Raw genomic sequence first — 24,387 nt, 5'->3', positions numbered from 1 at the left:
GAGCCTCTCTGTCGGGTCGTGCCGGCTGCTTCGTCCGGCATCGCTTATAGGCTGAACCTAGGTGCCTCGAATGAAAGCCGATTTAAGCGACAGGATGAACTTCCGATTTACTTCTGTCGGTAAATGCAAAATGAAACGTTCGCTTTGACGTTTTGTTCAGCCAACATCGCGCGCCGCAAGCCAGGATAACACGAAGTAAATTGCGACGATGCTTGCCTGCACTGCGATCAGCGGAGTGGAGATCGGCAGAAGCTGCGGCGTCAGCACGGCGAGCGTCAGCGCCGAGGTCGCGGCGAGCAGCCAGACCACCCCGCCCCAGGCGCTCGTCAGCCACAATCCGACCGCCGCCACGAAATCGATCACCGCGAAGAACACGATCGTCGCCTGCCGCCCGGGGGAGAGGTCGGCGAACGGGCTCGCACCCGGTAACAGGTCGAGGATCTGGGCCCAGGTGGTGAGCCCCTTGGCGACCCAGGCCAGGGCGGCGATGCGCATGAACCAGACCAGCACCACGTCCCAGCGGGTCTGCTGGCGCGGCGTGGCCTCCTCGATGCGGTCGACCGCCCCCGATCCCGTGCTCGGACGTCCGCGTCCGTCCCGGGTCGTGCCGACCTTGGCGAGCGCCTTCATGGCCGTGGTCCCTCGCTGCCGTCGAAGCGGGGCGTCGCGTCGTCCGCGTCCACGAAGGCGGCCTCGATCGCCGCCGCATCGACGGCCTCCAGCGTGGCCGGCTGCCAGGCGGGCCGGTTGTCCTTGTCGACGATCACGGCGCGCACGCCCTCGTAGAAGTCTCGTCCCCGCATCACCCGCGCGCAGAGCCGGAACTCGGCCCGCATGGCCTGGGCGAAGCTCAGCGACGGCCCCCGGCGCATCTGCGCCAGGGCGATGGTGAGGCTGGTGGGCGAGCGGGTGCGGATCGTTGCCGCCGTTCGCGCCGCGAAATCGGATCCGTCCCGGGCCGCCGCGTCGAGCCGTTCCAGGATGGCGGTGACGGTGTCGGCACAGAAGCAGGCGTCGATGGTCGTGCGCTCGGCCACCAAGGGGCCGCTGTCCGACGGCGCGGCGGCGAAGTCGGCGAGGGTTGCCGCGATGTCGCCGCCCCGGGCGAACCCGTCGAGCACGGCCTCGAAATCGGCGGCCCGGACCGCGTGGGTCGCAAGCCCGACCTGGAGCGCGTCGCCGGCCCCGATCCGGCTGCCCGTGAGGGCGAGATAGGCACCGGTGCGACCGGGCAGGCGCGGCAGGGCATAGGTCGCGCCGATATCGGGAAAGAAGCCGATGCCGGTCTCGGGCATGGCGAAGCTGTAGCTCTCGGCGGCGACCCGTACGTCGCCGTGCAGGGAGATGCCGACGCCGCCGCCCATCACGATGCCCTCGATCAGCGCGACATAGGGCTTCGGAAACGTCTTCACGAAGGCGTCGAGCAGGTATTCCTCGCGCCAGAACTCCATGACCTCGGCAAGGCGCCCGGCTTGGCCCAGGGCATGGATGCGGCGGATGTCGCCGCCCGCGCAGAAGGCGCGCCCGCCCGAGCCCCGCACCGCGACGCGGGTGACGGCCGGGTCGTCCGCCCAGGCCCGGAGCTGCCGGTGCAGGGCCGTGACCATCGGCAGGGTGAGAGCGTTGAGCGCCTTCGTCCGCACGAGGGTGGCGATGCCCACCGCCCCGCGCCGCTCGAACGTGATCTCAGGCTCCGCCGCGTCCGCCATGCCGCCTCTTTCCCGCCTCGCCTGCCCGGCTTCGAACGTCCCGGCCTCTCCCCGCGTCCTGAGGTGCCGCGAAGCGGCTTCGAAGGAGGGCTCGGGGAAGCGCCCGATCCCCGCGAGTCTCCTGCGGGAGGCGATCGGGTCCCGTGTGAGGGGCTCTTAGACGAAGTCCGGGTGAACGCGTCAATGCGCGGCTTGCCTGACAGGGGACGGCGTCCCCGGCCTGCGGCAACGACGGCTATCGGGGGTGATTCGGGATGTGCTAGGCCCCTGCCCGCTCATCCGAAGGCCGGAGCCCGCTATGCCGCCCGCCAGTCCGCCCGCCAGTCCGCCCGCTTTGCCGAACGAACCGCGCCCGCTCGCCATCGAGACCGCGCGGGAGGCCGCACCCGGCGCGGGCCCCCTGAGCCTCACTCAGCGCCCACGCCGCAACCGCAAGGCCGATTGGTCGCGCCGGCTCGTGCGCGAGCATACGCTCACCGTCGACGACCTGATCTGGCCGCTCTTCGTGATCGAGGGCAGCGGCCGCCGCGAGCCGATCGCATCGATGCCGGGCGTCGAGCGGCTCAGCATCGACGAGGCCGTGCGCGAGGCCGAGCGGGCCGCCAAGCTCGGCATCCCGGCGATCTCGTTCTTCCCCTATACCGAGCCGTCGCTGCGCGATCCGACCGGTTCCGAGGCCCTCAATCGCGAAAACCTCGTCTGCCGGGCGGTGCGGGCGGTGAAGCGGGCCGTGCCCGAGATCGGCGTGATGACGGATGTCGCGCTCGATCCCTATACCAGTCATGGCCATGACGGACTGATCGAGGACGGTGCCATCCTCAACGACGAGACCGTGGCGGTGCTGGTCGAGCAGAGTTTGATCCAGGCCGAGGCCGGCACCGATATCATCGCCCCCTCCGACATGATGGACGGGCGCGTCGGCGCGATTCGCACGGGCCTCGACCGGGCGGGCTTCCGCGACGTGCAGATCATGGCCTACGCGGCGAAGTATGCGAGCGCCTTCTACGGGCCGTTCCGCGACGCCATCGGCACCAAGGCGGCCCTGGTCGGCGACAAGCGCACCTACCAGATGGACCCCGGCAACGGGGCGGAAGCCCTGCGCGAGGTCGCCCTCGACCTGGCGGAAGGGGCCGATTCGGTGATGGTGAAGCCCGGCCTGCCCTATCTCGACATCATCAGCCGGGTGAAGACCGAGTTCGGCGTGCCGACCTTCGCCTATCAGGTGTCCGGCGAATACGCGATGATCGAGGCGGCGGCCCGCAACGGCTGGCTGGACGGCGACCGCGCCATGACCGAGAGCCTCCTCGCCTTCAAGCGGGCGGGCGCGGACGGGGTGCTGACCTACTACGCGCCCCGCGTCGCCGAGCGCCTGCGCGCGGGCGCCTGACAAAGACGCCCCGGAGAAGCCCTGTGGCGCGCCCGGCCCCGCGGGCGGCCCTGGCCGGTGCCCTCGCCCTCGGCTGGCTCGCCGCCGGCTTCGGCTGCGACACCGCCACCGATATGCGCCGGGAGACCCTGTGCCGCCGCGCCCTGCCCGCCCTCTCGCCGGAGGGGGCGGCGTTGCGCCTGCTGCGGGTCGGCCCCGGCTCCGGGCGCGGCAGCGTGCGCGTCGATTATCGGCTGGCGGGCGCCGACGGTGCCCCGCTCAAGGGTGAGGAGGCGCGCGTGCGCTTCCTCGTCTGCACCTTCGGTCCCGGCACCGAACTGACGGCCCTGACCACCGAGCGCGGCCCGGTCAACGGCGCCTCGCTCTACCTTCTCCGGCATTACTACTTGGAGACCCCCGAGGCCGAGGCTTCCGATCCTGGCGGCCGCTGACGCTCGGCCGGGCAGAGATCGAGCGCATTCAGCATCGCGGGATAATCGGCGAGGTGAACCGTGTCCGACAGGGCGCCGGGCCGGGCGAGACCCGGTTCGTCCGCGCGCAGCACCGCGAACGGATCGAGGAACCGGCAGGTCGGCGGACGGCACAGCCCGCGCAGGATCTCCGAATAGACCGCCACCGCCGCAGGGTCGCGCTTGCCCACCGCATCCCGCCCGATCGGCGGCACCGCCGCGACCCTAAGCGTGCGGGTTTGGGCGCCGAGCCGTGCGAGGCTCGCGGCCACCTCCGCCGTGAAGCGCGCCCGCGCCGCGCCAGAGAGCGGCGTGGCGGTGCGCAGGATGTCGTTGGTGCCGACGATGAGGATGCCGAGCCGGGCGGGGCGGGTGACCGGCAATCCGGCGAGGAAGGCGGTGATCTCGGCGGCCTGCGCGCCGGCCAGGCCGGCATTGACGAGGGGGCCGCAGGCAAGCGCGCCGGCGCCGGCGAGCTCCGCGTGGGAATTGCCCACGATCAGAACCGCGTCCGGGCTGACCTGTGCGAGCGCCGCGGCGACGACCGGGCGGCGCGCCGCCGCATGCGCCGCAAAGGCCCGGTCGAGCCTGCGAACGGGGACGCGGTCGCCGGGGACGGTGACGGCGAGCAGGCCGAGGCCCAACCCGAAGAGAAACCGGTGAAGAGCCCGACGCGGGCCCGGTCCCCCGGGTGATGCGTGGCCGGTGACAGGGCTGACGGACGTCATCGCGCAGGCACGGTCGAGAGGCGCCGAACCCTTCGGCGGAACGCCTCCGGATCGACTGCGAAGCGCCGTCTGATGCCTCGGCGATCTTGCGGTGGGCTGGCGGCGCGCAAAGGCTCCGCTGCCGCGTCACTCCACCGGGGGGCGCTCCCTTCACCCGCTGCCTCCGCCCACTCCCTTGGCAGGACGCGGCGCCCTCACCACTTCAGGGTGAACCTTCACCGGTCGACGGAGCGCCGGCCATGACGAATTTCGAGCCGGGCTACCGCCCCGGTACCACCCATGATCCGAGCATCATGCCCGGCTACGGCGCCGTGCCGGTGCCCTATATCCGCGCGAGCCTCGGCGGGCGCTCGGTCGCCTATCTGCTCGACCTGCTGTTCATTCTCGGTTTCACGGCGGTTCTCGGCACGGCGATCTTCCTCGTCGGCGTCGTCACCTTCGGCCTCGGCTGGGCTCTGTTCCCGATCCTCGGCGTCAGCGGGATCCTCTACAGCGCCATCACCGTCGGCGGGGCGAAGCAGAGCACCCTCGGCATGCGGATGATGGGCCTGCGCGTCGTGGCACCCGAGAGCGGACGCCCGGTCGACATGCTGACGGCGGCGGTGCACGCGCTGCTGTTCTACGTGGCGGTCTCGACCTTCCTGCTCTGGTGTTTCGACATCCTGTTCGGCCTCGTGCGGTCCGACCGGCGCCTCGGCCACGACGTCCTGCTCGGCCTGGCGGTGGTGCGGATCTGACCTCCGGGCGGCCGGCGCGGCACGCGCCGGCCGTCCTCGATGATGTGACGCAACCGCCCGATTCGAACGATTGTCCGCCTCCATCGGCATCATCGCGGTTGAGCGCGGCCGCGATCCCGCTACATTGGATTTCGGCGGTGCGGCCGCTCGTGCCGCCGGCCCCGAGGGCGAGCCTTTAGCAGCGTGACCAGCCACCCCCGCGACACACCGCAATTCTATCTCACGGCGCCCTCCCCCTGCCCCTACCTGCCGGGCCAGGAGGAGCGGAAGGTGTTCACCCATCTGGTCGGACGCCGCGCCCGCGACCTCAACGAGATCCTGACCCAGGGCGGCTTCCGGCGCTCGCAGACCATCGCCTATCGCCCCGCCTGCGAGTCCTGTCGCGCCTGCGTCTCCGTGCGGGTGGTGGTGGAGGATTTCCGCAGCACCGGCAGCCAGCGCCGGGTGCTGCAGCGCAATGCCGGCTTGATCGGCACGCCGGAGCCGAATCGCCCGGCCTCGGAGCAATACGCCCTGTTCCGCCGCTACCTCGATGCCCGCCACGGCGACGGCGGCATGGTCGACATGACCGTGCTCGACTACGCCATGATGATCGAGGACAGCCACGTGGACACCCATCTCGTGGTCTATCGCGAGCGTGGACCCGACACCGCGATCCACGGCCGCGGGGTCGGCGCGCCGGTCGCCGTCTGCCTGACCGACGTGCTCGCCGACGGCCTGTCGATGGTCTACTCGTTCTACGATCCCCAGGCCGCCGAACGGTCGCTGGGCACCTTCATGATCCTCGACCACATCCGCCGCGCCCGGGCGCTCGGCCTGCCGTATCTCTATCTCGGCTACTGGGTCGATGGCTCCCGGAAGATGGACTACAAGGCCAAGTTCAAGCCGCAGGAGCGGCTGATGCCGCAGGGATGGGTGCGGGTGGAGTAGGGGCGCGGCGATGGTTCATGCCATTGCATCCGTCCCGTGAAGGACCGACCGCTTCATACGGTCGTCGAGACCGAAGCCTACCTGACGCGATGCCGGAATCTTGCGCTCACTGACGCGATGCGGGTCGGCATCGTCGATCAAGTCGCTGCCGATCCATCTGCGGGCGATCTCGTACGCGGTTCGGGGGGCGTCAGAAAGGTGCGGTATGGCGGTTCGGGCGGTCACCGCATCATGGTGGCCTATCTTGGAGGCACCGTACCAGTCTATCTCCTTTCGATCCTGGCCAAAGGACAGCAGGCGAATTTCACCGCTTCGCAGATCGCCACGATGTATGATCTGACGAAGGCACTGAAGCGGTACTGGGGCGAGCGGCTCAAGACAGGAGACGGCCTGTGAAGGATGTGACCGACGACATCTTCGCCGATATCGTCGCGGGGCTTGGACAGGCTGCTGCCCACGCCCGAGGCGAGGCCGTGCCCGGTCTCGTCCTCCATGCACCGCCTCCAATGGATGTGACGGCGATCCGCAAGCGTACGGGCAAGAGCCGACCTGATTTCGCACAAAGCATCGGCGTGCCGGTCGATACGTTGCGGCAGTGGGAGACGCGGCGGCGACAGCCGCGGGGGGCCGCCCTGGTGCTGCTGACGCTTCTCGATCGAAACCCGCGTTTAGTCGAAGACACGCTCGAATCGCGTTCCTGATCGATTGCCCGATCGACCGGTGCCTCGCCGGGCACGACGATGTCAGCATGTCGCCGTCGCGCGCTGAGGTGCGACGGCAAGTGCAAAAAGTTCAGTTCCGCGCAGCCCGGAAGGTGTCGCAGGACTTCGTCTGCCCGCTCTTGTAGCCGGTCAGGAACCAGCGCATCCGCTGCTCGGACGAGCCGTGGGTGAAGGAATCCGGCACGGCATAGCCCTGCGCCTTCTCCTGCAGCTTGTCGTCCCCGATGGCGCTCGCCGCGTTCAAGGCTTCCTGGATGTCGCTCTGATCGAGGGAATTCCAGCGGTCGTTGGAGTTCTTGGCCCAGACGCCGGCGAGGCAATCGGCCATGAGCTCGACGCGCACGGAGAGCTGGTTGGCCTCGCGCTCGCTGTCCGCCGATTGCTTGCGGCTGTCGACCTTGCCGAGGATCCCGAGCACGTCCTGGACGTGGTGGCCGACCTCGTGGGCGATGACGTAAGCGTAGGCGAAGTCACCCTTCACGCCGAACTTCGTCCGCATCTCCTGGAAGAAGCCGGTGTCGAGATAGACCTTCTTGTCGAGCGGGCAGTAGAACGGCCCCATCGCGGCCTGGGCCTGGCCGCAGCCCGAGCGGGTGCCGCCCTGATAGAGCACCATAGTGGTCGGCGTGTATTGCCGCCCGGTCTGGTTGGGCAGGATCTCCTTCCAGACGTCTTCGGTGTTGCCGAGGATCTTGGCCGCGAATTGACCGGTCTGATCGGTCGGAGCCTGACGCCGCTTGGCCTGCGTCTCGGGATCGACCCGCTCCTCGCGCTGGCGCCCGCCGGTGATCTGCTCGGCGCCGCCCATCAGGATCGCCGGGTTGATGCCGGTGACCCAGGAGATCAGCAGCACGATCACGATCGCGCCGATGCCCAGGCCCCCCGCGCCGCCGCCGGGAAAGCCGAAGCCGCCGCCCCCGCCACCCTCGCCGCGCCGGTCCTCGACATTCTCGGAGGCGCGAAAGTCATCCCAGCGCATGGCGCTCCCTACCCTTTCCGCCCGCGGGCGAGGCAATCCTGTAGAATGAGCCCGCGATCGATACGGTTCCGCTTAAACGCCTCTAGCGGCCGGCGTCGAGGGCCGCCTTCAGCATTCGGAAGTCGCGCCAGGCCAGCCGCTTCTGCACCGGCTGGCGCAGCAGGTAGGCCGGATGGAGGGTCGCGAGCGCCTTGATCTCGCGTCCGTCGCTCAGGCGGTAGGGATAGAAGCGCCCGCGCGCCTTCAGGATGCCGTCCTTGGTGCCGGTCAGGGTCTGCGTCGCGGGCGCGCCGAGGCAGACCAGGAGTTCGGGATTGGCCAGTTCGATCTGCCGCTCGATGAAGGGCCGGCAGATCGCGACCTCCTGCGGGGTCGGGTTGCGGTTGCCCGGCGGGCGCCAGGGCACGATGTTGGCGATATAGGCGCCGGTGCGATCGAGGCCGATCGCCGCCATCATCCGGTCGAGGAGCTGGCCCGAGCGGCCCATGAACGGCTTGCCGATCCGGTCCTCGTCGGCGCCGGGGGCCTCGCCCACGAACATCACCCGCGCCTGCGGATTGCCGTCGGCGAAGACGAGGTTCTTCGCCGTGAAGCGCAGGCCGCAGCCCTCGAAGCCCCGGAGCAGGGCTTCGAGATCGTCGAGGCTCTCCATCTGCGCGGCCCGCGCCCGGGCGTCGTCGGCCGCCTCGCCGGGCTTGGCGGAGGCCGCGTTGCCGTAGGTCCGCGGCGCCTCCCTCGACGGCGGATCGCGGCTCGGCAACTCGCGTCGGAATGGGTCGTCCGCGGGAGGCTCGTCCTGTGCCTCGTTCCGGGCCTGAGCCGGAGCACGCGGCGCCGGCGGCGGGGTGCGGCGGGGCGACGGTTCCGGCTGCGGGGCAGCGGCCTCGGCCTCGCCGAACCGATCATGCGGCGCCTCATCCAAGGCGGCATCGACGCCCGCCTCGACGTGAAAGTCGAGATACGAGATCAGGTCGGCCCTGGCATCCCGACCAGGATCGTGTCCGGCGTCGCGCGAAGTCATGGATCTCATGTGGCGCGTCGTCGCCCGAGGGGCAACGCCGCGGTGCCTCCCGGAACGCCGCAGGACGATGTCGACCCTGTATATCGTATTCAGGAAGAAGCGTCCGACCGCTGGTCTTGCTTCGTTGCGGCTGCGGTCAATCCTGCTTTATGGCGATGCTTCTCTCATGCGCAGAGCTGCCGCTACCCGGATGCCCTTGCCTTCCTACCTTGGAATCGATTGAGAGAAATCTTGACAGGGAAGCGGGTCGAAGAGCGCATCGCGCGCCGACGGCCGCAGGAGGAAACAGGATGGCGTTGCCCGAACGCGAAGGCATGGATTTCGACGTGGTGATCGTGGGCGCCGGGCCCGCGGGCCTCGCCGCCGCGATCCGCCTCAAACAGCTCTCCGCGGAGAAGGGCGAAGAGGTCTCCGTCGTCGTCGTCGAGAAGGGGAGCGAAGTCGGCGCCCATATCCTGTCGGGCGCCGTGGTCGATCCCCTCGGCCTCGACACGCTGCTGCCGGAATGGCGCGACGATCCCGACCGGCCGCTCAAGACCGCGGTCGAGCGCGACGAGTTCCTGTTCCTGACCAAGAACAGCGGCCTGACGCTGCCGAACGTGTTCTTCCCCAAGCTTCTGTCGAACCACGGCAACTTCGTCGGCTCGCTCTCCAACACCGTGAAGTGGCTCGGTGCGAAGGCGGAGGCGCTCGGCGTCGAGATCTATCCGGGCTTCCCGGCCTCGGAGGTGCTCACCGACCCGCGCGGCACCGTGACGGGCGTGGCGACCGGCGATCTCGGCATCTCCCGGACCGGCGAGCCCCGCGACGACTTCACCCGCGGCATGGAATTGCGGGCCAAGTACACGGTGTTCGGCGAGGGCGCGCGCGGCTCCCTGACCAAGACGCTGATCGAGCGGTTTCAGCTCAACAAGAACAGCGACCATCAGAAATACGGTCTCGGCGTGAAGGAGCTCTGGCAGCTCGCCCCCGACAAGTTCCAGCCGGGCCTCGTCCAGCACACCATGGGCTGGCCGCTGCCGAACAAGGCCGGCGGCGGCTCGTGGCTCTATCACTTCGACGACAACCTGCTCTCGGTCGGCTTCGTCACGCACCTGAACTACGAGAACCCGACCCTGTCGCCGTTCGAGGAGTTCCAGCGCTTCAAGACCCATCCGATGATCCGCGAGACCTTCGAGGGGGCCAAGCGCATCGGCTACGGGGCACGGGCGATCATGGAGGGCGGCTGGCAATCCGTGCCGAAGCTGGTCTTCCCCGGCGGCTGCCTCGTCGGCGATTCCGCCGGCTTCGTGAACGTTCCGCGCATCAAGGGCTCGCACAACGCGATCCTGTCCGGCATCCAGGCGGCCGAGGCAATCTTCGACGCGCTGGCCCAAGGGCGTCAGGGCGACGAGCTCACGGCCTACGAGGAAGGTTGGCGCGACAGCCCGATCGGGCGCGACCTGAAGCCGGTGCGCAACGTCAAGCCGCTCTGGTCGAAATACGGCACTCTGGTCGGCGTCGGCCTCGGCGGCCTCGACATGTGGGTCAACACGATCGCCAACGCCTCGCTGTTCGGCACCCTCTCCCACGGCAAGCCGGACCATGCCTGCCTCAAGCCGCTCTCGGAGGTGACGCCGATCACCTACCCGAAGCCGGACGGCAAGCTGACCTTCGACCGTCTCTCCTCGGTCTACCTGTCGAACACCAACCACGAGGAGGACCAGCCGCCCCACCTCAAGGTGAAGAACATGGAGCTGCAGAAGACGTCCGAACACGACGTCTATGGCGGCCCCTCCGGCCGCTACTGCCCGGCGGGCGTCTACGAGTGGGTCGAGGACAAGGCCGCCAGCGACGGCATCCGCTTCCAGATCAACGCGCAGAACTGCGTCCACTGCAAGACGTGCGATATCAAGGACCCGAACCAGAACATCAACTGGGTCACACCGGAAGGCCCCGGCGGCCCGAACTACACGAACCTGTAATTCGGGTATCGAAAGGACGGGTCCTTTCGCGGGTCCAGGGCACAGCCCTGGTTTGGACGGAGACCGGGGCTCTGCCCCGGTACCCCACCAAAGGGATGATGCCTTTGGAAACTCAGACTTTGAGTTCTTTCCAAGCCGGCAGGTCCAGGCTCGGGATGCGCGTGGCCGCGTAGACCCCGATCGCCACGGCGCGGGCCAGGATGTCGGCGGCGGCGGCCGCGAGGCGGGCCATCCCGGCCACGGGGTCGGCCAGCGGCGTCCGACCGGTCGAGACCGCGAACACCACGTCGCCGTCCAACGGCGTGTGGACCGGGTGGATCGCCCGGGTCAAGCCATCGTGGGCGGCCAGGGCGAGGCGCTTCGCCTGCGCCTTGGTGAGGGCGGCGTCGGTGGCGACGACGGCGAGCGTCGTGCTCGCCCCGGGCGGCGCTTCCCGCGGCCAGGTGAGGGTGTCCGGCGGCAGCGTGCCAGGCAGGCCGAGGCCACCGAATTCCCCGTTCTGCTCGAACGGCGCGGCCCAGAAATGCGGTCCCCGCCCCATCGTCACCCGTCCGAAGGCGTTGACGGCGACCAGGGCGCCGACCTGCACGCCGTCGAGGCCGGCGACCGGGGAGGAGGCCGAGCCGAGGCCGCCCTTGAGGTTGGCGGTGCGTGCGCCGAATCCGGCGCCGACCGACCCCAGCGCGAACGCACCGTCTCCCGCCGCCTGGGCGGCCGCGTAGCCGAGATCGCGGTAGGGCGGATACCGGCCCCAGGCCTTGTCGCCGCCGTTGAGGAGGTCGAACAGGATCGCGCCCGGCACGATCGGCACCCGCACGTCGCCCACCGCGAAGCCGCGGCCCTGCTCGGCGAGCCACGCCACCGCGCCCGCCGCCGCGTCGAGCCCGAAGGCGGAGCCGCCCGACAGCACCAGCCCGTCGACCGCCGGCACGGTCGCGGCCGGGTCGAGCAGGTCGGTCTCCCGGGTGCCCGGCCCGCCGCCGCGCACATCGACCGCCGTGACGAAGGGCCGATCGAAGATCAGGGCGGTGACGCCGCTCGCCACCGCGGCGTCTTCGGCGTGACCGACGCGAAGTCCTGCGATGTCGGTGATGCGGTTGAGCCGTGTCATCGCATCGTCCTCTCCCGCTTGCTGTGCCGGAGCGCGTCGGTGGCGTAGAGGATCAGGGCGATCCAGATCAGGGCGAACAGAACGATCCGGTCGTCGCTCAGGGTCTCGCCGTAAGCCAGCGTGCTGAGCAGCATGAGGCAGGTGGGCGCCAGATATTGCAACAACCCGAGCGTCGCCAGCGTCAGGCGGGTGGCGGCGGCGGCGAACCAGATCAGCGGCAGGGCCGTCGTCACGCCGGTGAGTGCCAGCAGCGACCATGTGCGCGCATCGCTCGGCACCGGCGGCGCGGCGAGCAGCAGGTAGGCTAGCGCCGCGGGCAGCAGCAGGAAGGTCTCGGCGCAGAAGCCGACCGTTCCATCGACACCGACGATCTTCCGGGTCAACCCGTAGAGCGCGAAGCTGACCGCGAGCCCGAGCGACAGCAGCGGCAGGCGTCCGGCCATCAGGACCGCGATCACGACGCCCAGAACCGCGATGGCGACCGCCACGCCCTGAAGGGGGCGCAGCCGCTCGCCGAGCACGAGGGCGCCCAGCGCCACGGAGACCAGCGGATTGATGTAGTAGCCGAGGCTCGCATCGAGCATGTGCCCGGTCTCGACCGCGCGCAGGTAGAGCAGCCAGTTGAAGGCGATCAGTCCCGCCGAGACCACCAGCAGGGCATGGCGGGGACGCAGCGGGAACGGGTTGGCGAGGCGGCGGCGCAGCAGCGCGATCAGCCCGGTCACGAACAGGGCCGACCAGCCGATGCGCTGCGCCAGGATCGTCTCGGCGGGGATGCCGGCGAGCAGCCGGAAATGCACCGGGACGACGAGGCCCCAGCTGAAATAGGCGGCGAGCGCGTAGAGAAGGCCCAACGGTCACGTCTCGGCGATGGCGGGTGCCGCTTGTAGCGTGATCGAACCCGCCGGTCAGCGTGGTCGCGCGGCAGCCCCGTATGGCCGGGCGCGGAGCGAGGCGCCTCGGGCCGCGGACGCCGGCATTCGTGGCCGAAACGGAGAAATCAGCGCTTCCGGGCGCCGGGCAGGGTCTCGCCCCGCATCAGGGCGTTGAGGCGCTCGGTGTCGAAGCCCGTCATCGCCCGCGCCTTGGGCGGCTCGACCGCCGGCCCCTGGGTCACGGTGCCCGTGGTGATGGGGTCCGGCATGGCGGGGGCGGCCCGCACCATCACCGGCGGCGCGACGGCGGCGATGGCCGGATGGGCGAGGCGATCGGCCGCGACGAAGACGACGCTCAGGCTGCCGAGGCTGGTGATCGTCCCGAAGGCGATGACGCGCGACAGACTCACGGCGGATACTTCCCGAATACGCAGCACAGGCAACTGGAAACACAATAGGTCCGGCCTCGTTAACGAACCGCACGATCCGGTCGGCGCCGCGCCGGCCCCTTTCAGGACATTCGAGGAGGATCCGCCGTGAACATTCAGGCGACCGCGAGCGACAGCCCCTTCATCCAGGGTCGCAACGCGAGGCTCTACGGCAAGAGCATCGAATCCTGCCCCTACCCGGAGGAGTCGCAGGACCGCGCGGCCTGGATCCAGGCCTACGAAGAGGCCGCCGCCGACGATCCGGAGGGGGAGAAGGGCTGAATCCTCCGGCTTGACGCTTCCCGCCCCGGGAGGCTGAAAGGGCGGCAACGCCGCCCTCTCGCCATGCCCCGAGGCCAATGACAAAATCCCCGCCCCACGACCGCGCCCGCTTCGGTGCCGACACCCGCCTCGTTCTTGCCGGGCGCGACCCGTCGGCCCAGCACGGCTTCGTCAACACGCCGATCTATCGCGGCTCCACGGTCCTCTACCCGACCTACGACGACATCAAGCATCGGCGCGGGCGCTACAATTACGGCACGTCGGGCACGCCGACGATGGATGCCCTGTGCGAGGCCTGGAGCGACGTCGCGGGGGCCGCCGGCACGGTGCTGGCGCCCTCCGGCCTCTCGGCACTGACGCTGGCGCTGATGACCTGCGTCAGCGCCGGCGACCATCTGCTGGTGACCGATTCCGCCTACCGCCCGACCCGCATCTTCTGCGACGGCGTGCTCACGCGCTACGGCGTCACGGTGGAATACTACGATCCCGTGATCGGCGCGGGCATTTCGGCCCTGATGCGCGACAACACGCGGGCGGTGCTGGTCGAGGCGCCGGGCTCGCAGACCTTCGAGATGCAGGACGTGCCGGCCATCGCCGCGGCGATGCATGCCCGCGGCGGCACCGTCGTGATGGACAACACCTGGGCGACGCCGCTCCTGTTTCCGCCGCACGAGAGGGGGGTCGACCTCGCGGTGGAGGCCGGCACCAAGTATCTGAGCGGCGGCTCCGACCTGCTGCTCGGCCTCGTCTCGGCGAATGCCCGGCACTACCCGGCGCTGAAGCGCACCTACGAGCATTTCGCCAATTGCCCCGGCCCCGAGGATATCTTCCTGGGATTGCGGGGCCTGCGGACGATGGGCCTGCGGCTGCGCGAGCACGGCGCGCGTGGGCTCGACATGGCGGCGTGGTTTCAAGGTCGGCCGGAGGTCCTGCGGGTGCTCCATCCCGGCCTACCGGACGATCCTGGCCACGCGATCTGGAAGCGCGATTTCTCGGGGGCTTCGGGCCTGTTCGGGGTGATCCTGAAGCCGGTCTCGGAGGCGGCCCTCGCGGCTTTCCTCGACGGGCTCGAACTGTTCGGAATGGGATTTTCCTGGGGCGGCTTCGAGAGCCTCGTCATTCCCTTCGATCCGACGGTCTACCGCACCGCCACGCGCTGGCAGCCGGGCGGTCCGGCCCTGCGCTTCCATATCGGGCTGGAGGATCCGGAGGATCTGAAGGCGGATCTGGAGGCGGGGTTCGCCCGGATGGCGGCGGCTTAGAAGACCCGACAAAACATCCGATCCCGGCCGGCGCCCGAACCGGACATGACCCCGACAGGCGGGGCGCTCACGGCACCACCCACCGCCCCGTCCAGGCGTCGCCATCGCGTCGATACTCCGCCCGGCGATGGCCGCGCCGGTCGAGATAGAGCAGGTCGAGGAAGACGGCCCGCACCACCACCGCGCAGAAATTCTCGCGGCCGATGCGGCCGTCCGGATCCTCCTCCGGCATGAGGTAGGCACCGCCCTCCTCCAGGGGCGTGCCGGGCGCGGGGGCAATGCCGTAGCAGACCCGGCTCATCGCCCGCGACCCCGCCCAGGCCGCCGCGGCGACGGCGTCGCCGTGGTGGAGGCGGGCGCTTCCCTCGATCCGGACCTGCAGCTTGGTCTGCGCGTCGTAGACGTGCAGCGCCGCGCCCGATCCGCCCGCGATCGCGCGCGCCTTGTCGGAGCGGGCGTCGCAGTGGAAGCGCAGCGTCCCCGCCCCCGCATCGGCGGCGCGCAGCACCACCGTGCGCAGCCGCGGGCGCCCCTGCCCGTCGACGGTGGCCAGCGCCGGCACGTGGAACGGGCTGCGGCCCCGCTCGGCGCCCTCCCCGAGCTGCCGCCACGCCTCCGCGCGAAAGGCATCGAGATCGTCGTAGAACGGGGGCAGCGGGTCCAAACGGGGCTCCGGGCGTGAGGGCGGCGGGATGCTCTGCGCTCCGGCGGCGGTAGGCAAGCCCGAACGACGATGCGCCGATCTCCCCGTCACGCGATGCCCGGGCGGTTCCTCTCGCCTGAACGGGCCCGATCGGCAGAGGCGTGAGGCATCGCGTCATCGGTCATCAAGTCATTGGACAATCACGGGTCCATCGCGCAGGAGATCGGATGTGAGGATGCGCCCGGAGCAGGGCACAGCGGCGGCCCTCATGCGTTGAAGAACCCGAACGTGGCCGTCACGCTCGCATCCTCATCCCCTCCGCGCTTCGCGTCAGGCATCGTCGCTCCCTTGGCCCCCTCCTCCATCGCCCCCCCGTCGCCCCGCACCGTTCCGTCATTTCCCCGGAACCGCCGCTTTGGCTGAGTCGGCGACCTTCCTCTCGGGCGGCGGCGAGACCGGAGCGCTCATGCGTCGGCTCGACTGGGCCGCGACCCCGCTCGGTGCCCCGGAGCATTGGGCGCCCTCGCTCAAGACCCTCGTCGGCGTGATGCTCGGCTCGCGTCAGCCGATGCTGATCGTCTGGGGCGAGGCCCACACCACGCTCTACAACGACGGTTACGTGGCGATGTGCGGCGGCCGCCATCCGCAGGCGATGGGCCGCCCGTTCGAGGCTCTGTGGCACGACATCTGGGACCGGGTGGAGCCGATCCTGTCGCGCGCCTTTGCCGGCGAGGCGACGTATATGGACGACATCGCCTTCGTCATGCACCGCAACGGTTTCCCCGAGGAGACGCATTTCTCCTTCGGCTATACCCCCGTGCCGGGCGAGGACGGTGCGGTGGCCGGCATGTTCTGCACCTGCACCGAGACCACGGCGGCGGTGAAGTTCGGACGCCAGACCGAGGCCGAGCGGGAGCGCCTGACCCGCCTGTTCGAGCAATCGCCGAGCTTCGTGGCGGTGGTGACCGGGCCGAACCACGTCTTCGCCTTCGCCAACCCGGCCTATCGTCAATTGGTGGCCCATCGCGACGTGGTCGGTTGGCCGGTGCGCGAGGCCCTGCCCGAGATCGAAGGCCAGGGCTTCTTCGAACTGCTCGACGAGGTCTATCGCTCGGGCGAGAGCTACCGGGCCCATGCCGCGCCGGTGGCGCTCCTGCGCGAGCCCGGCGGCAAGCCCGAGCAGCGCTATCTCGATTTCGTCTTCCAGCCGATGCGGGACGCGACCGGCACCGTCAGCGGCCTGTTCGTCGAGGGCTCCGACGTCACCGAGCGCGTCCGCGGCCACGCCGCCCTCGCCGAGAGCGAGACGCGTTTCCGGGCCATGGCGGACGACGCGCCCGTCATGATGTGGGTGACCGATGCCGCCGGCGCCTGCCTCTACCTCAACCGGCGTTGGTACGAGTTCACCGGGCAGGTCGAGGCCCAGGCGCTCGGCTTGGGCTGGCTCGAGGCCGTGCATCCCGACGACCGCGGCTGGTCCGGCGAGACGTTCCTCGCAGCCAATGCCCGCCAGGAGGCCTTCCGCCTGGAATACCGCCTGCGCCACGCCGATGGCGGCTATCGCTGGGCGATCGATTCCGCGAGCCCGCGCTTCGCCGCCGACGGCACCTTTCTCGGCTATGTCGGTTCGGTCGTCGACATCCAGGAGCGCCGCGCCACCGAGATGGCCCTGGCCGAGAGCGAGGAGCGGGTCCGCCTCGCGGTGGAGAATGCCGAGGTCGGCCTGTGGGACTACGATCCGGTGACCGGCAGCCTGTTCTGGCCGGCACGGATCAGGGCGATGTTCGGCATCGCGTCGGATCGCCCGGTCTCGATCGACGACTTCTATGCCGGTCTCCATCCGGAGGACCGCGAGCGGGCGAGCCTCGCCTTCGCCGCCGCCATCGATCCGGCCCGGCGCGCCCTCTACGATGTCGAGTACCGGACCATCGGCCGGGAGGACGGCCTCGTCCGCTGGGTGGCCGCCAAGGGGCGCGGCGTGTTCGACGGCGGCCCCGGCGGGAACGGCCGCTGCCTGCGCGTCCTCGGCACGGCGGTGGACATCACCGACCGCAAAGGCACCGAGGCGCGCCTCGTCGAGACGACGCGCCGGCTCGACGCCGTGCTGAACAACGCGACCCAGGCCGTCTTCATGATGGATGAGCGTCAGCACTGCGCCTACATGAACCGCGCCGCCGAGCGACTGACGGGGTATTCCCTGGAGGAGACGCGCGGGCAGCCGCTCCATGACGTCGTCCACCACACCCGGCCCGACGGCAGCCCCTACCCGCTGCACGAATGCCCGATCGATCAGGCCTTCCCGGAGAACAATCAGGAGCAGGGCGAGGAGATCTTCGTTCACCGCGACGGCTCGTTCTATCCCGTGGCCTTCACCGCGAGCCCGATCCGCGACGAGCGGGGCATTCCCGTCGGCACCGTGATCGAGGCGCGCAACATCGAGGCGGAGCTGCGCGCCAAGGCACAGCTCGAGGCCTTCAATGCCAGCCTGGAGCAGCAGGTCGCCGCGCGCACCGCCGAGCTGATGCAGGCCGAGGAGGCGCTGCGCCAGTCGCAGAAGATGGAGGCGGTGGGCCAGCTGACCGGCGGCCTCGCCCACGACTTCAACAACCTCCTGACCGGCATCACCGGCAGCCTCGAACTTCTGCAGACGCGCCTGGCCCAGGGGCGGCTCGGCGAGATCGACCGCTACGTCAACGCCGCGCAGGGGGCGGCCAAGCGCGCCGCCGCGCTGACGCACCGCCTGCTCGCCTTCTCCCGCCGCCAGACGCTCGATCCCAAGCCCACCGACGTGAATCGTCTGGTCGCCGGCATGGAAGAGCTGATCCGGCGGACCATCGGACCGGCGACCACCCTGGAGGTGGTGACGGCGGGCGGCCTGTGGTCGGCGCTGATCGATCCGGGCCAGCTCGAGAACGCGCTGCTCAACCTCTGCATCAACGCCCGCGACGCCATGCCGGGGGGCGGGCGCATCACCATCGAGACCGCCAACCGGTGGCTCGACGAGCACGCCGCCCGCGAGCGCGACCTCGATCCGGGCCAGTACCTGTCGCTGTGCGTGACCGATACCGGCACCGGCATGAGCCCGGAGGTGATCGCCAAGGCATTCGATCCGTTCTTCACGACGAAGCCGCTCGGCCAGGGCACGGGCCTGGGCCTCTCCATGATCTACGGCTTCGTGCGCCAGTCCGGCGGGCAGGTGCGGATCTATTCCGAACTCGGCCAGGGCACGACCATGAGCCTCTACCTGCCGCGCCATTACGGTTCGGCGGAGGAAGCGGGCAGCCTCCCCGATCTCGCCGCCGCGCCGCGGGCCGAGCAGGGCGAGACGGTGCTGATCGTCGACGACGAGCCTACCGTGCGCATGCTGGTGACCGAGGTTCTGGAGGATCTCGGCTACACCGCCATCGAGGCCGCGGACGGGCCTGCCGGCCTCAAGGTGCTGCAATCGGACGTGCGGATCGACCTGCTCGTCACCGATGTGGGGCTTCCCGGCGGGATGAACGGGCGGCAGGTGGCCGATGCCGGCCGGGCCCTGCGACCGGGCCTGCGGGTCCTGTTCATCACCGGCTATGCCGAGAACGCCGTGGTCGGCAACGGCCATCTGGAGCCCGGCATGGCGGTGATCACCAAGCCCTTCGTGATGGAAACGCTGGCCGCGCGCATCAAGGAGATGATCGACGCGGGCTAGGGCGTCGTTCCGCCAAACGCGGACTTGCCGCCGGGTAAGGCCGCTGCGGCAGAGGAGCCGCGCGCTTCGTCCCGAATCCGATGCCTGGGACGACGCGCCGGAGTCTGGAACCGACGCGCCGTCTCATCGGGTTTTCGCATGACATCCGCTGTCGTCACGGGCACGTGCCCCGCGTTCCTGCGCCGCACGCATGGCCCGCGTCGCGTAGTGGTCTGGGCCTGAACGAAAGTTCCCCGGCCACTTCGAATTTCGATCGCAGAAACACGCGTCTCGTGGATAACTATTTCTCAGGAAAATCGCGTCCTTCGCCTACCGCAACCGCTCAGACCGAATTGCTTTTTCCTCATCGGGCGGTACCTGTCGCCGGACGGGTCTAGGTCGGGTGCATCACGAGTAGTGGGCGGCGATCCGATTATTTCGGTAGATAAGAGATTCTATTTCATGAAAGTTATGTGAGTTATTTTTGGCGGAAAATCTCAGATTTACCCTCTCGTCACAATATAATTTAGTTGCGGTCGAGCAGGATTAGGCATGCTCTGGGTGGCCAATCAGGACGGATTCTGTACCTTCGTGAGCGAGGAATGGCGCGCCTTCACAGGACAGACGCTCGATGAAGCCTTAGGCCCCGGGTGGGCGGACGTTGTCCATCCCGATGATCGAGATGTCGTCGTGATGGGATTTCTGGAAGCCTGTCGCTGCCAGACCGAGTTCATTCTCCATTACCGCCTTCGTCGGCAGGACGGCGTCTATGTTTGGGTTCTCGATGCGGCGTCGCCGTCCTTCACGCCGCTGACGCATGATTTCCTGGGCTTTCTCGGCACTGTCAGCTGCTACGACGATCCGAACATCCCGCTGACCGCCAAGGCCGAGCTCGGCTCTTTCAAGCCGGGGCAGACCTCGCTCGGCGCGTCATCGCCGACGAAGCTCGACATCATTGCCGATTACCTCATCCACGCGAAAATCTTGTCGGAGCATCACGCGCCGGCCGTGGCCGATGCCATCGAACGGGCGCTCAACGAGGCGAAGACGGCACAGAAAGCTCAGATCGATGCCGCGAATGCATCGCTGAAGAAGCACTAGATCAGACTTTGTCCTTTTCGGCTTTCCATCTGACGAGAGCCCTCTGGCGCGCCTCGTAGGCGATGCGCAGCAAGGTCGCGGGCTCACCCTGGGCTTCCGGGCACTCCGCCAAGTCTGCCGTTTCGTCCGTTTGGCCCAACACCTTCATGGCTTCCGACCGCCAGGTTGCATCGGCGAGATAAAACAGCAATTCGCCATCCAACTTGCTATAGGAGTCCATATCTTCTCGCGTGACGGTTGTGATGCTGAAGAAGCCTAAGATCTGCTCCGCATGTATGCATTCACTCTAGGCAAAGTGAGTGCACTCAACGCTACGGGCGTGGCAGCTTGGCCGTCACGATCCTGTGAGCGTGGTGATCCTGCGTTGACTGTATCGGCAGGGTTCTTCGCCAGATAGAAGTGCCGACTACTCGCATGGGCCGCAGGATGGCCGAGACACGGCACGACGCGCAGCCATCCGTGCGCCGGCCGCCTACTCTGCTCGCCGCCCATTCGGTGCTGCCGCGATCCGTACGCCCCGCCCAGCCAGCAAAATCTCCGTCAGGAAGGCGAGGATCGCCAGGATCGTGCAACCCAGCGCCAGTCCGAAGCAGACGAACAGCACCGAGGCTGCGGAGGCGTCGCGCAGGGCGCCCACGAACAGCGTCAGAACCGCGATCCCGGTCAGCATGCCGCCGAAGCTCGCCAGCACCACGGCGAGATCGAGCAGGAGGGAGCGCCGCCGCAGATAGGCGAGGCGTCGCGCCAACGCCGCCGCCTCGTCCGGGCCGGCGCCGATCAGGTCGCTCGAGAGCGTGTCGACCTTGTCGGCGACGCGGCCGAGCCGCGTCGAGAACACGTTGAGGAGGGTGGCGAGCCCCGAGAGCAGGAAGGCGGGGGCGAGCGCCACCTGGATGATGTGGGCGATGCTCTCCGGATCGCCCGCCCCGGACATCGTGGACAGCATCGGCCTCAGGCCCGGGCGCTCCGCGCGCGCCGCCGCTCGCGGGAGATCAGGACGAGGTTGCGGACGTAGATGACGGTCGAGAGACCCTGGCCGATGATGATGACGGGCTCCTTGCGCACGAAACCGTAGACCAGGGTCATCAGCCCGCCGAGGATCGACAGGAACCAGAACGAGAGCGGCATGACGCTCTTGCCCGCCCGCTCGCTCGCCAGCCATTGCAGGATGAAGCGCGAGCCGAAGACGAGCTGCGCCGCGACGCCGAACACCAGCCAGAAATCGAACCGGGTGACGAAGACCTCGTAGAAATAGGCCGGGAGATCCTCGGCGAGCTGGATCAGCATGGACTCACGGACCTCCGCTTCCGTCGCGCGCCGCTTCCGTCGCGGACGGTGCCGGGCGCCGCCGCCGGATCAGCCACCACACGCCGGCCATGTCGAGCAGCCCGACCCAGAGCCGGTCGAACATCCCGTATTTCGAGCGACCGGTGAAGCGCGGCCGGTCGATCACGTCGCGATGGACGACGCCGAATCCCTCGCGGGTGACGAGGGCCGGCATGAAGCGGTGCAGCGCGTCGAAATAGGGCAGGCTGAAATAGACGTCGCGGCGAAACACCTTGAGCCCGCAGCCGGTGTCGCGGGTCGCGTCCTTCAGGATCTTGCCGCGCACGCCGTTGGCGATCTTGGACTGGAACCGCTTCCAGCGTCCCTTGCGCCCCACCCGCTGCCCCTGGGCGAGGCCGATGCCCGGACCGCCCTGATCGAGGGCGGCGTAGAGCGCCGGGATGAAGGACGGATCGTTCTGGCCGTCGCCGTCGAGCGTCGCGATCACGGGGGCGCGGGCACGCAGCACCCCGCTGCGCACCGCCGCGCTCTGTCCGCCGCTGCGATCGTGCCGCACGATCCGCAGCCAGGGATGGCTGTGCTGCGCCCGAACGAGGGCCTCATGGGTGTCGTCGGTCGAGCCGTCATCGACGTAGACCACCTCGAACGGGCTCAAGGGCCCGCAGGCACTGCCGATCTCGGCGACCAGGGCCGCGATGTTGCCGGCCTCGTTCTTGACCGGCACCACGACCGAGAGACGCAAGGGGGACGGCGTCGTGCTCATGGGGCCGCATCCGGCAGAACGGCCCAGGCCGAGACCCCGACCGGCTTGCCGCCGTTGATGTTGAAACCGGTGACGCGCCCGACCGGTCGCGCCGCGGGGCCGCCCCTCGCCGGCGCGAAGCCGTCGGCGAACCGGTCCTCGACCAGGACGAGGCGGCAACCGCCACCGTTGAGGAAGTCGCGCGCCTCCTCGGCCGAATTCAGCATGGCGAGGTCGGTCCCGAGCGTGAAGACGAGGCTCGGCTCGCGCAGGCCGAGCGAGGCCGTGCGCGGCGCCGCGCAGGGCAGGCCGTCGCGGATCGCGGCCAAGCGCGGGGCGAGCTTGAGGCTCTGCAGCACCGGCTGGGTCAGGCCGAACACGGCGGGCGAGACGGCGAGGGAGGCGAGGATGGCGAGCGCCAGCGCGCCCTCCCCCGCGCCGCGGCGGAAGGCGGCGAGCGCGAGGCCGGCCAGCGCGCAGGCCACGACGAGCAGCGGCAGGGCGACGAGCGGCAGCGCGCCGTCGAGCCGCCACGCGGCGGCGCTCAGGCCCAGGGTCAGTCCCACCGGGATCAGCACGACGAGGCCGGCGGTCCAGAGCGCGCCGGGCCGGCGCGGATCGAGGGTGTTGCGGTGGAGCGCCAGCACCGTCAGGATCGCCACGGCCGGCATCAGCGGCAGGACGTAATGGGGAAGCTTCGTCGGCAGAGCCTCGAAGATCAGCCAAGCGGGCACGATCCAGGCGAGGAGCAGGGCGACCGCGTCCTCCCCCCGCTTCGCCCAGGCGAAGGGAATGGCCAGACACGCGAAGGCGGCGCCCGGCCAGAAGGTCGCGAAGAAGGCGATCGCGTAGGCGCCGGGCGGGCCCCAGTGCTTTTCCGCCGCGCCGCCGACCTTGCCCAGCATGTCCTTCCCGACCGCTTCGCCGAAGAAGGCGCCGCCGCTCTTCCAGGCGATGGCCAGGAACCACGGCGCCACGACGACGAGGATCAGGGCGAGGCCGAGCCGCGGGCGCAGGTCGAGGAGCCAGCGGGCCGAGCCCTCGCGCAGGCACAGGACCAGGGCAGCGAGCCCCACGAAGAACGGCACCATCGGCCCCTTGATCAGGATGCCGAGGGCGAGGCCGCCCCAGAAGATCGCGGCCGTGGCCGGCGTGGCGGGGCCGCGGCGCCGCTCCAGCCGGGCGCGGCCGAGCCAGCTGCGGGCGAGCGCACCGAAGCTGGCGACCGCGCAGGCGGTGAGCAACGCGTCGGTCTTGGCGAGCCGGGCTTCGGCCGAGAGCATCAGGCAGGCCCCGAACAGGGCGGCGGCGAGGAACGCCCCGCGCCGCGGCAGGAGCGCGAGCGCGGCCCAGTAGGTCAGCAGGACGGCAGCGAGGGCCCCGATCAGCGAGGGGATCCGATAGAGGCCGATGGTGGTGCGCGCTTCCGGGACGCCGAGGGCCTCGGCGGCTGCGACGGTGGCGGCCTGCGCCCAGTAGATGCCCACCGGCTTCTTGTGGCGCGCCTCCGCCTGGAAGCGGATATCGACGAAATCGCCCGTCTCCAGCATCTGCTTCGAGGCTTGGGCGAAGCGCGGTTCGTCCCGGTCCATCGGCTGGAGGGAGGCGATTCCGGGAAGGAAGCAGACGAGGCCGAGCAGGAGCAGCAGCGCGCAGGCGCGCCCGTGGCTCGCCGCACCGAGGGCGATCAGCCCGTCGGCGGCCCGCAGTAGGCCTGCGAGGGGGCCCGACGCCTCCGTCCGGTCGGATCCGGCGCCCGCCGTCATTCCTGCGCGTGTCATGGATGCGTGGCGCCCGCGCCGAGAAACGGGGGCGTCCGGGTCGGGCGGGGGGGAAGCGGCATCGACGGCTCGGGAGCGGACCTGCGTCGAGGCCGACGGATGGCCCCGCCCCGGCCGGGCGCCGTGTCGGTGATCCCGCAGGGATTGTCAAATTCCCCTGTCGCTTGTTCCCCTGTCGCTTGGCGCCCGCCGTTCCGATCGCCCTCGTCCGACGAACCGGCCATGCCCGCCGGCGAAGAGCGTTCCGTGCGCCCGCACACAAGTCTCCGGCCCGGGCAGGGCAAACATGCGCTGGGCGGGTAGCCGGCACGGAAGGCCGACCCTATATCCCGCTCATGGCAAATAACAGCGCAAACCCTTACACCCTCGAGATCGAAGCCTGCGAGCGCCCGGCGGGACACTTCACCTGGGCGATCCGGCGAAACGGCAAGCTCTTTCAGCGCGCTGACCGCGTGCAGACCACGGAAGAGGCGGCCGAGCGCAGCGGCCTCGCCGCTCTGGAAAAGCTTCTGAGCGGCCGCGAGCGCTGATCGGGCGGGCCGCCCGAGCGGCCCACCGCGCTCCACCCGACAATCCACGACG

General features: G+C 69.6%; 26 protein-coding genes. 12 read left to right on the top strand and 14 right to left on the bottom strand.

Translation table 11 applies throughout. The annotated features are described in order from the left end of the window. Positions 1 to 156: 156 nt before the first annotated feature. Positions 157 to 630 (bottom strand): DUF6163 family protein, encoded by a 474-nt coding sequence (locus tag OWC43_RS10730; protein ID WP_393956690.1) that lies wholly within the window; start codon positions 628 to 630, stop codon positions 157 to 159. Further along, positions 627 to 1,709: an enoyl-CoA hydratase/isomerase family protein gene (locus OWC43_RS10725; protein WP_393956689.1), complete on the bottom strand. Its 1,083-nt coding sequence runs from the start codon at positions 1,707 to 1,709 to the stop codon at positions 627 to 629. The genes OWC43_RS10730 and OWC43_RS10725 overlap by 4 nt, the downstream gene beginning before the upstream one ends. Before the next feature lie 298 nt (positions 1,710 to 2,007). Here OWC43_RS10725 and hemB point away from each other — a divergent pair, with 298 nt between their 5' ends. Then, positions 2,008 to 3,096 (top strand): porphobilinogen synthase, encoded by a 1,089-nt coding sequence (gene hemB, locus OWC43_RS10720; RefSeq protein WP_393956688.1) that lies wholly within the window; start codon positions 2,008 to 2,010, stop codon positions 3,094 to 3,096. A gap of 23 nt (positions 3,097 to 3,119) precedes the next feature. Beyond that, entirely contained in the window at positions 3,120 to 3,527 is a 408-nt protein-coding gene (locus OWC43_RS10715) for a hypothetical protein (RefSeq protein ID WP_137831752.1), read from the top strand. Here OWC43_RS10715 and OWC43_RS10710 read toward each other — a convergent pair. Further along, positions 3,479 to 4,189: an SGNH/GDSL hydrolase family protein gene (locus OWC43_RS10710; protein ID WP_393956687.1), complete on the bottom strand. Its 711-nt coding sequence runs from the start codon at positions 4,187 to 4,189 to the stop codon at positions 3,479 to 3,481. The genes OWC43_RS10715 and OWC43_RS10710 overlap by 49 nt on opposite strands. A 323-nt stretch (positions 4,190 to 4,512) precedes the next feature. Between OWC43_RS10710 and OWC43_RS10705 the strand changes: the two genes are divergently transcribed. The 4 genes from OWC43_RS10705 (at position 4,513) to OWC43_RS10690 (ending at position 6,641) form a co-directional block, all read left to right on the top strand. Further along, complete coding sequence (locus tag OWC43_RS10705; RefSeq protein ID WP_393956686.1) at positions 4,513 to 5,010, top strand: RDD family protein; 498 nt, start codon at positions 4,513 to 4,515, stop codon at positions 5,008 to 5,010. A gap of 183 nt (positions 5,011 to 5,193) precedes the next feature. Beyond that, a complete protein-coding gene (locus OWC43_RS10700) occupies positions 5,194 to 5,940 on the top strand; it encodes an arginyltransferase (RefSeq protein ID WP_393956685.1) in 747 nt (248 codons plus the stop codon). Between the two features lie 36 nt (positions 5,941 to 5,976). After that, entirely contained in the window at positions 5,977 to 6,336 is a 360-nt protein-coding gene (locus OWC43_RS10695; RefSeq protein ID WP_393956684.1) for an addiction module toxin RelE, read from the top strand. After that, the gene (locus OWC43_RS10690) at positions 6,333 to 6,641 is read left to right on the top strand and encodes a helix-turn-helix domain-containing protein (protein WP_393956683.1); all 309 of its coding nucleotides are present in this window, start codon (positions 6,333 to 6,335) and stop codon (positions 6,639 to 6,641) included. Before OWC43_RS10695 ends, OWC43_RS10690 begins: the two co-directional genes overlap by 4 nt. A 91-nt stretch (positions 6,642 to 6,732) precedes the next feature. Here OWC43_RS10690 and OWC43_RS10685 read toward each other — a convergent pair whose 3' ends face one another. Next, positions 6,733 to 7,641: a neutral zinc metallopeptidase gene (locus OWC43_RS10685; protein WP_238307768.1), complete on the bottom strand. Its 909-nt coding sequence runs from the start codon at positions 7,639 to 7,641 to the stop codon at positions 6,733 to 6,735. Positions 7,642 to 7,723: 82 nt separating this feature from the next. Beyond that, positions 7,724 to 8,671, bottom strand: coding sequence for a uracil-DNA glycosylase family protein (locus OWC43_RS10680; protein ID WP_393956682.1), 948 nt, complete (start codon positions 8,669 to 8,671; stop codon positions 7,724 to 7,726). Between the two features lie 281 nt (positions 8,672 to 8,952). Here OWC43_RS10680 and OWC43_RS10675 point away from each other — a divergent pair, with 281 nt between their 5' ends. Next, positions 8,953 to 10,626 carry an electron transfer flavoprotein-ubiquinone oxidoreductase gene (locus tag OWC43_RS10675; protein WP_137831533.1) on the top strand — a complete coding sequence of 558 codons (1,674 nt, stop codon included), beginning with the start codon at positions 8,953 to 8,955 and terminating at the stop codon, positions 10,624 to 10,626. A 112-nt stretch (positions 10,627 to 10,738) separates the two neighbouring features. Here OWC43_RS10675 and OWC43_RS10670 read toward each other — a convergent pair whose 3' ends face one another. The 3 genes from OWC43_RS10670 to OWC43_RS10660 all read right to left on the bottom strand — a co-directional run bounded on the left by OWC43_RS10670 (position 10,739) and on the right by OWC43_RS10660 (position 13,022). Further along, positions 10,739 to 11,737, bottom strand: a complete 999-nt coding sequence (locus OWC43_RS10670) for a P1 family peptidase (RefSeq protein ID WP_393956680.1) — start codon at positions 11,735 to 11,737, stop codon at positions 10,739 to 10,741. Next, on the bottom strand, positions 11,734 to 12,591 hold the full coding sequence (gene rarD, locus OWC43_RS10665; protein ID WP_393956679.1) for an EamA family transporter RarD: 858 nt from the start codon (positions 12,589 to 12,591) through the stop codon (positions 11,734 to 11,736). Before rarD ends, OWC43_RS10670 begins: the two co-directional genes overlap by 4 nt. A gap of 146 nt (positions 12,592 to 12,737) precedes the next feature. After that, positions 12,738 to 13,022: a hypothetical protein gene (locus tag OWC43_RS10660; protein WP_393956677.1), complete on the bottom strand. Its 285-nt coding sequence runs from the start codon at positions 13,020 to 13,022 to the stop codon at positions 12,738 to 12,740. A gap of 126 nt (positions 13,023 to 13,148) precedes the next feature. Here OWC43_RS10660 and OWC43_RS10655 point away from each other — a divergent pair, with 126 nt between their 5' ends. Then, entirely contained in the window at positions 13,149 to 13,322 is a 174-nt protein-coding gene (locus OWC43_RS10655) for an Rmf/CrpP family protein (protein WP_393956676.1), read from the top strand. Between the two features lie 77 nt (positions 13,323 to 13,399). Further along, positions 13,400 to 14,584, top strand: coding sequence for a cystathionine beta-lyase (gene metC, locus OWC43_RS10650; protein ID WP_137831539.1), 1,185 nt, complete (start codon positions 13,400 to 13,402; stop codon positions 14,582 to 14,584). 67 nt (positions 14,585 to 14,651) lie between these two features. Here metC and OWC43_RS10645 read toward each other — a convergent pair whose 3' ends face one another. Beyond that, positions 14,652 to 15,248 (bottom strand): pyridoxamine 5'-phosphate oxidase family protein, encoded by a 597-nt coding sequence (locus OWC43_RS10645; protein WP_393956675.1) that lies wholly within the window; start codon positions 15,246 to 15,248, stop codon positions 14,652 to 14,654. A 445-nt stretch (positions 15,249 to 15,693) separates the two neighbouring features. Between OWC43_RS10645 and OWC43_RS10640 the strand changes: the two genes are divergently transcribed. Both OWC43_RS10640 and OWC43_RS10635 read left to right on the top strand, forming a co-directional pair. Continuing rightward, positions 15,694 to 18,915: a PAS domain S-box protein gene (locus OWC43_RS10640; RefSeq protein WP_393958539.1), complete on the top strand. Its 3,222-nt coding sequence runs from the start codon at positions 15,694 to 15,696 to the stop codon at positions 18,913 to 18,915. A 531-nt stretch (positions 18,916 to 19,446) separates the two neighbouring features. Next, positions 19,447 to 19,995, top strand: coding sequence for a PAS domain-containing protein (locus OWC43_RS10635; RefSeq protein WP_393956674.1), 549 nt, complete (start codon positions 19,447 to 19,449; stop codon positions 19,993 to 19,995). Position 19,996: 1 nt separating this feature from the next. Here the strand turns inward: OWC43_RS10635 and OWC43_RS10630 are convergent, their stop codons facing one another. The 5 genes from OWC43_RS10630 to OWC43_RS10610 all read right to left on the bottom strand — a co-directional run bounded on the left by OWC43_RS10630 (position 19,997) and on the right by OWC43_RS10610 (position 23,805). Then, entirely contained in the window at positions 19,997 to 20,215 is a 219-nt protein-coding gene (locus OWC43_RS10630; protein ID WP_393956673.1) for a hypothetical protein, read from the bottom strand. Between the two features lie 252 nt (positions 20,216 to 20,467). Next, positions 20,468 to 20,941 carry a DUF2721 domain-containing protein gene (locus OWC43_RS10625; RefSeq protein WP_393956671.1) on the bottom strand — a complete coding sequence of 158 codons (474 nt, stop codon included), beginning with the start codon at positions 20,939 to 20,941 and terminating at the stop codon, positions 20,468 to 20,470. 5 nt (positions 20,942 to 20,946) lie between these two features. Next, complete coding sequence (locus OWC43_RS10620) at positions 20,947 to 21,282, bottom strand: lipid-A-disaccharide synthase N-terminal domain-containing protein (protein WP_137831544.1); 336 nt, start codon at positions 21,280 to 21,282, stop codon at positions 20,947 to 20,949. 4 nt (positions 21,283 to 21,286) lie between these two features. Beyond that, entirely contained in the window at positions 21,287 to 22,045 is a 759-nt protein-coding gene (locus tag OWC43_RS10615) for a glycosyltransferase family 2 protein (protein ID WP_393956669.1), read from the bottom strand. After that, positions 22,042 to 23,805 carry an ArnT family glycosyltransferase gene (locus tag OWC43_RS10610; RefSeq protein WP_393956668.1) on the bottom strand — a complete coding sequence of 588 codons (1,764 nt, stop codon included), beginning with the start codon at positions 23,803 to 23,805 and terminating at the stop codon, positions 22,042 to 22,044. The genes OWC43_RS10615 and OWC43_RS10610 overlap by 4 nt, the downstream gene beginning before the upstream one ends. Before the next feature lie 335 nt (positions 23,806 to 24,140). On the opposite strand from OWC43_RS10610, the gene OWC43_RS10605 reads away from it, so the two are divergent. Next, positions 24,141 to 24,335 carry a hypothetical protein gene (locus OWC43_RS10605; protein ID WP_003599068.1) on the top strand — a complete coding sequence of 65 codons (195 nt, stop codon included), beginning with the start codon at positions 24,141 to 24,143 and terminating at the stop codon, positions 24,333 to 24,335. Positions 24,336 to 24,387: the final 52 nt, after the last annotated feature.

Source organism: Methylorubrum sp. POS3, assembly GCF_043352485.1.
Classification (GTDB): Bacteria; Pseudomonadota; Alphaproteobacteria; order Rhizobiales; family Beijerinckiaceae; genus Methylobacterium; species Methylobacterium suomiense.
Note: the sequence above shows the minus strand (reverse complement) of the source record. Positions and strands in the feature narration are given on the sequence as shown.

Excerpts from the sequence above, each read along its gene's own strand:
- OWC43_RS10730 (WP_393956690.1), bottom strand. The coding sequence starts at position 630 with ATGAAGGCGCTCGCCAAGGTCGGCACGACCCGGGACGGACGCGGACGT.
- OWC43_RS10615 (WP_393956669.1), bottom strand. The coding sequence starts at position 22,045 with ATGAGCACGACGCCGTCCCCCTTGCGTCTCTCGGTCGTGGTGCCGGTC.
- OWC43_RS10670 (WP_393956680.1), bottom strand. The coding sequence starts at position 11,737 with ATGACACGGCTCAACCGCATCACCGACATCGCAGGACTTCGCGTCGGT.
- OWC43_RS10610 (WP_393956668.1), bottom strand. The coding sequence starts at position 23,805 with ATGACACGCGCAGGAATGACGGCGGGCGCCGGATCCGACCGGACGGAG.
- OWC43_RS10685 (WP_238307768.1), bottom strand. The coding sequence starts at position 7,641 with ATGCGCTGGGATGACTTTCGCGCCTCCGAGAATGTCGAGGACCGGCGC.
- OWC43_RS10635 (WP_393956674.1), top strand. The coding sequence starts at position 19,447 with ATGCTCTGGGTGGCCAATCAGGACGGATTCTGTACCTTCGTGAGCGAG.
- hemB (WP_393956688.1), top strand. The coding sequence starts at position 2,008 with ATGCCGCCCGCCAGTCCGCCCGCCAGTCCGCCCGCTTTGCCGAACGAA.
- OWC43_RS10680 (WP_393956682.1), bottom strand. The coding sequence starts at position 8,671 with ATGAGATCCATGACTTCGCGCGACGCCGGACACGATCCTGGTCGGGAT.
- OWC43_RS10640 (WP_393958539.1), top strand. The coding sequence starts at position 15,694 with ATGCGTCGGCTCGACTGGGCCGCGACCCCGCTCGGTGCCCCGGAGCAT.
- OWC43_RS10620 (WP_137831544.1), bottom strand. The coding sequence starts at position 21,282 with ATGCTGATCCAGCTCGCCGAGGATCTCCCGGCCTATTTCTACGAGGTC.
- OWC43_RS10705 (WP_393956686.1), top strand. The coding sequence starts at position 4,513 with ATGACGAATTTCGAGCCGGGCTACCGCCCCGGTACCACCCATGATCCG.
- OWC43_RS10630 (WP_393956673.1), bottom strand. The coding sequence starts at position 20,215 with ATGGACTCCTATAGCAAGTTGGATGGCGAATTGCTGTTTTATCTCGCC.
- OWC43_RS10725 (WP_393956689.1), bottom strand. The coding sequence starts at position 1,709 with ATGGCGGACGCGGCGGAGCCTGAGATCACGTTCGAGCGGCGCGGGGCG.
- metC (WP_137831539.1), top strand. The coding sequence starts at position 13,400 with ATGACAAAATCCCCGCCCCACGACCGCGCCCGCTTCGGTGCCGACACC.
- OWC43_RS10625 (WP_393956671.1), bottom strand. The coding sequence starts at position 20,941 with ATGCTGTCCACGATGTCCGGGGCGGGCGATCCGGAGAGCATCGCCCAC.
- OWC43_RS10605 (WP_003599068.1), top strand. The coding sequence starts at position 24,141 with ATGGCAAATAACAGCGCAAACCCTTACACCCTCGAGATCGAAGCCTGC.
- OWC43_RS10675 (WP_137831533.1), top strand. The coding sequence starts at position 8,953 with ATGGCGTTGCCCGAACGCGAAGGCATGGATTTCGACGTGGTGATCGTG.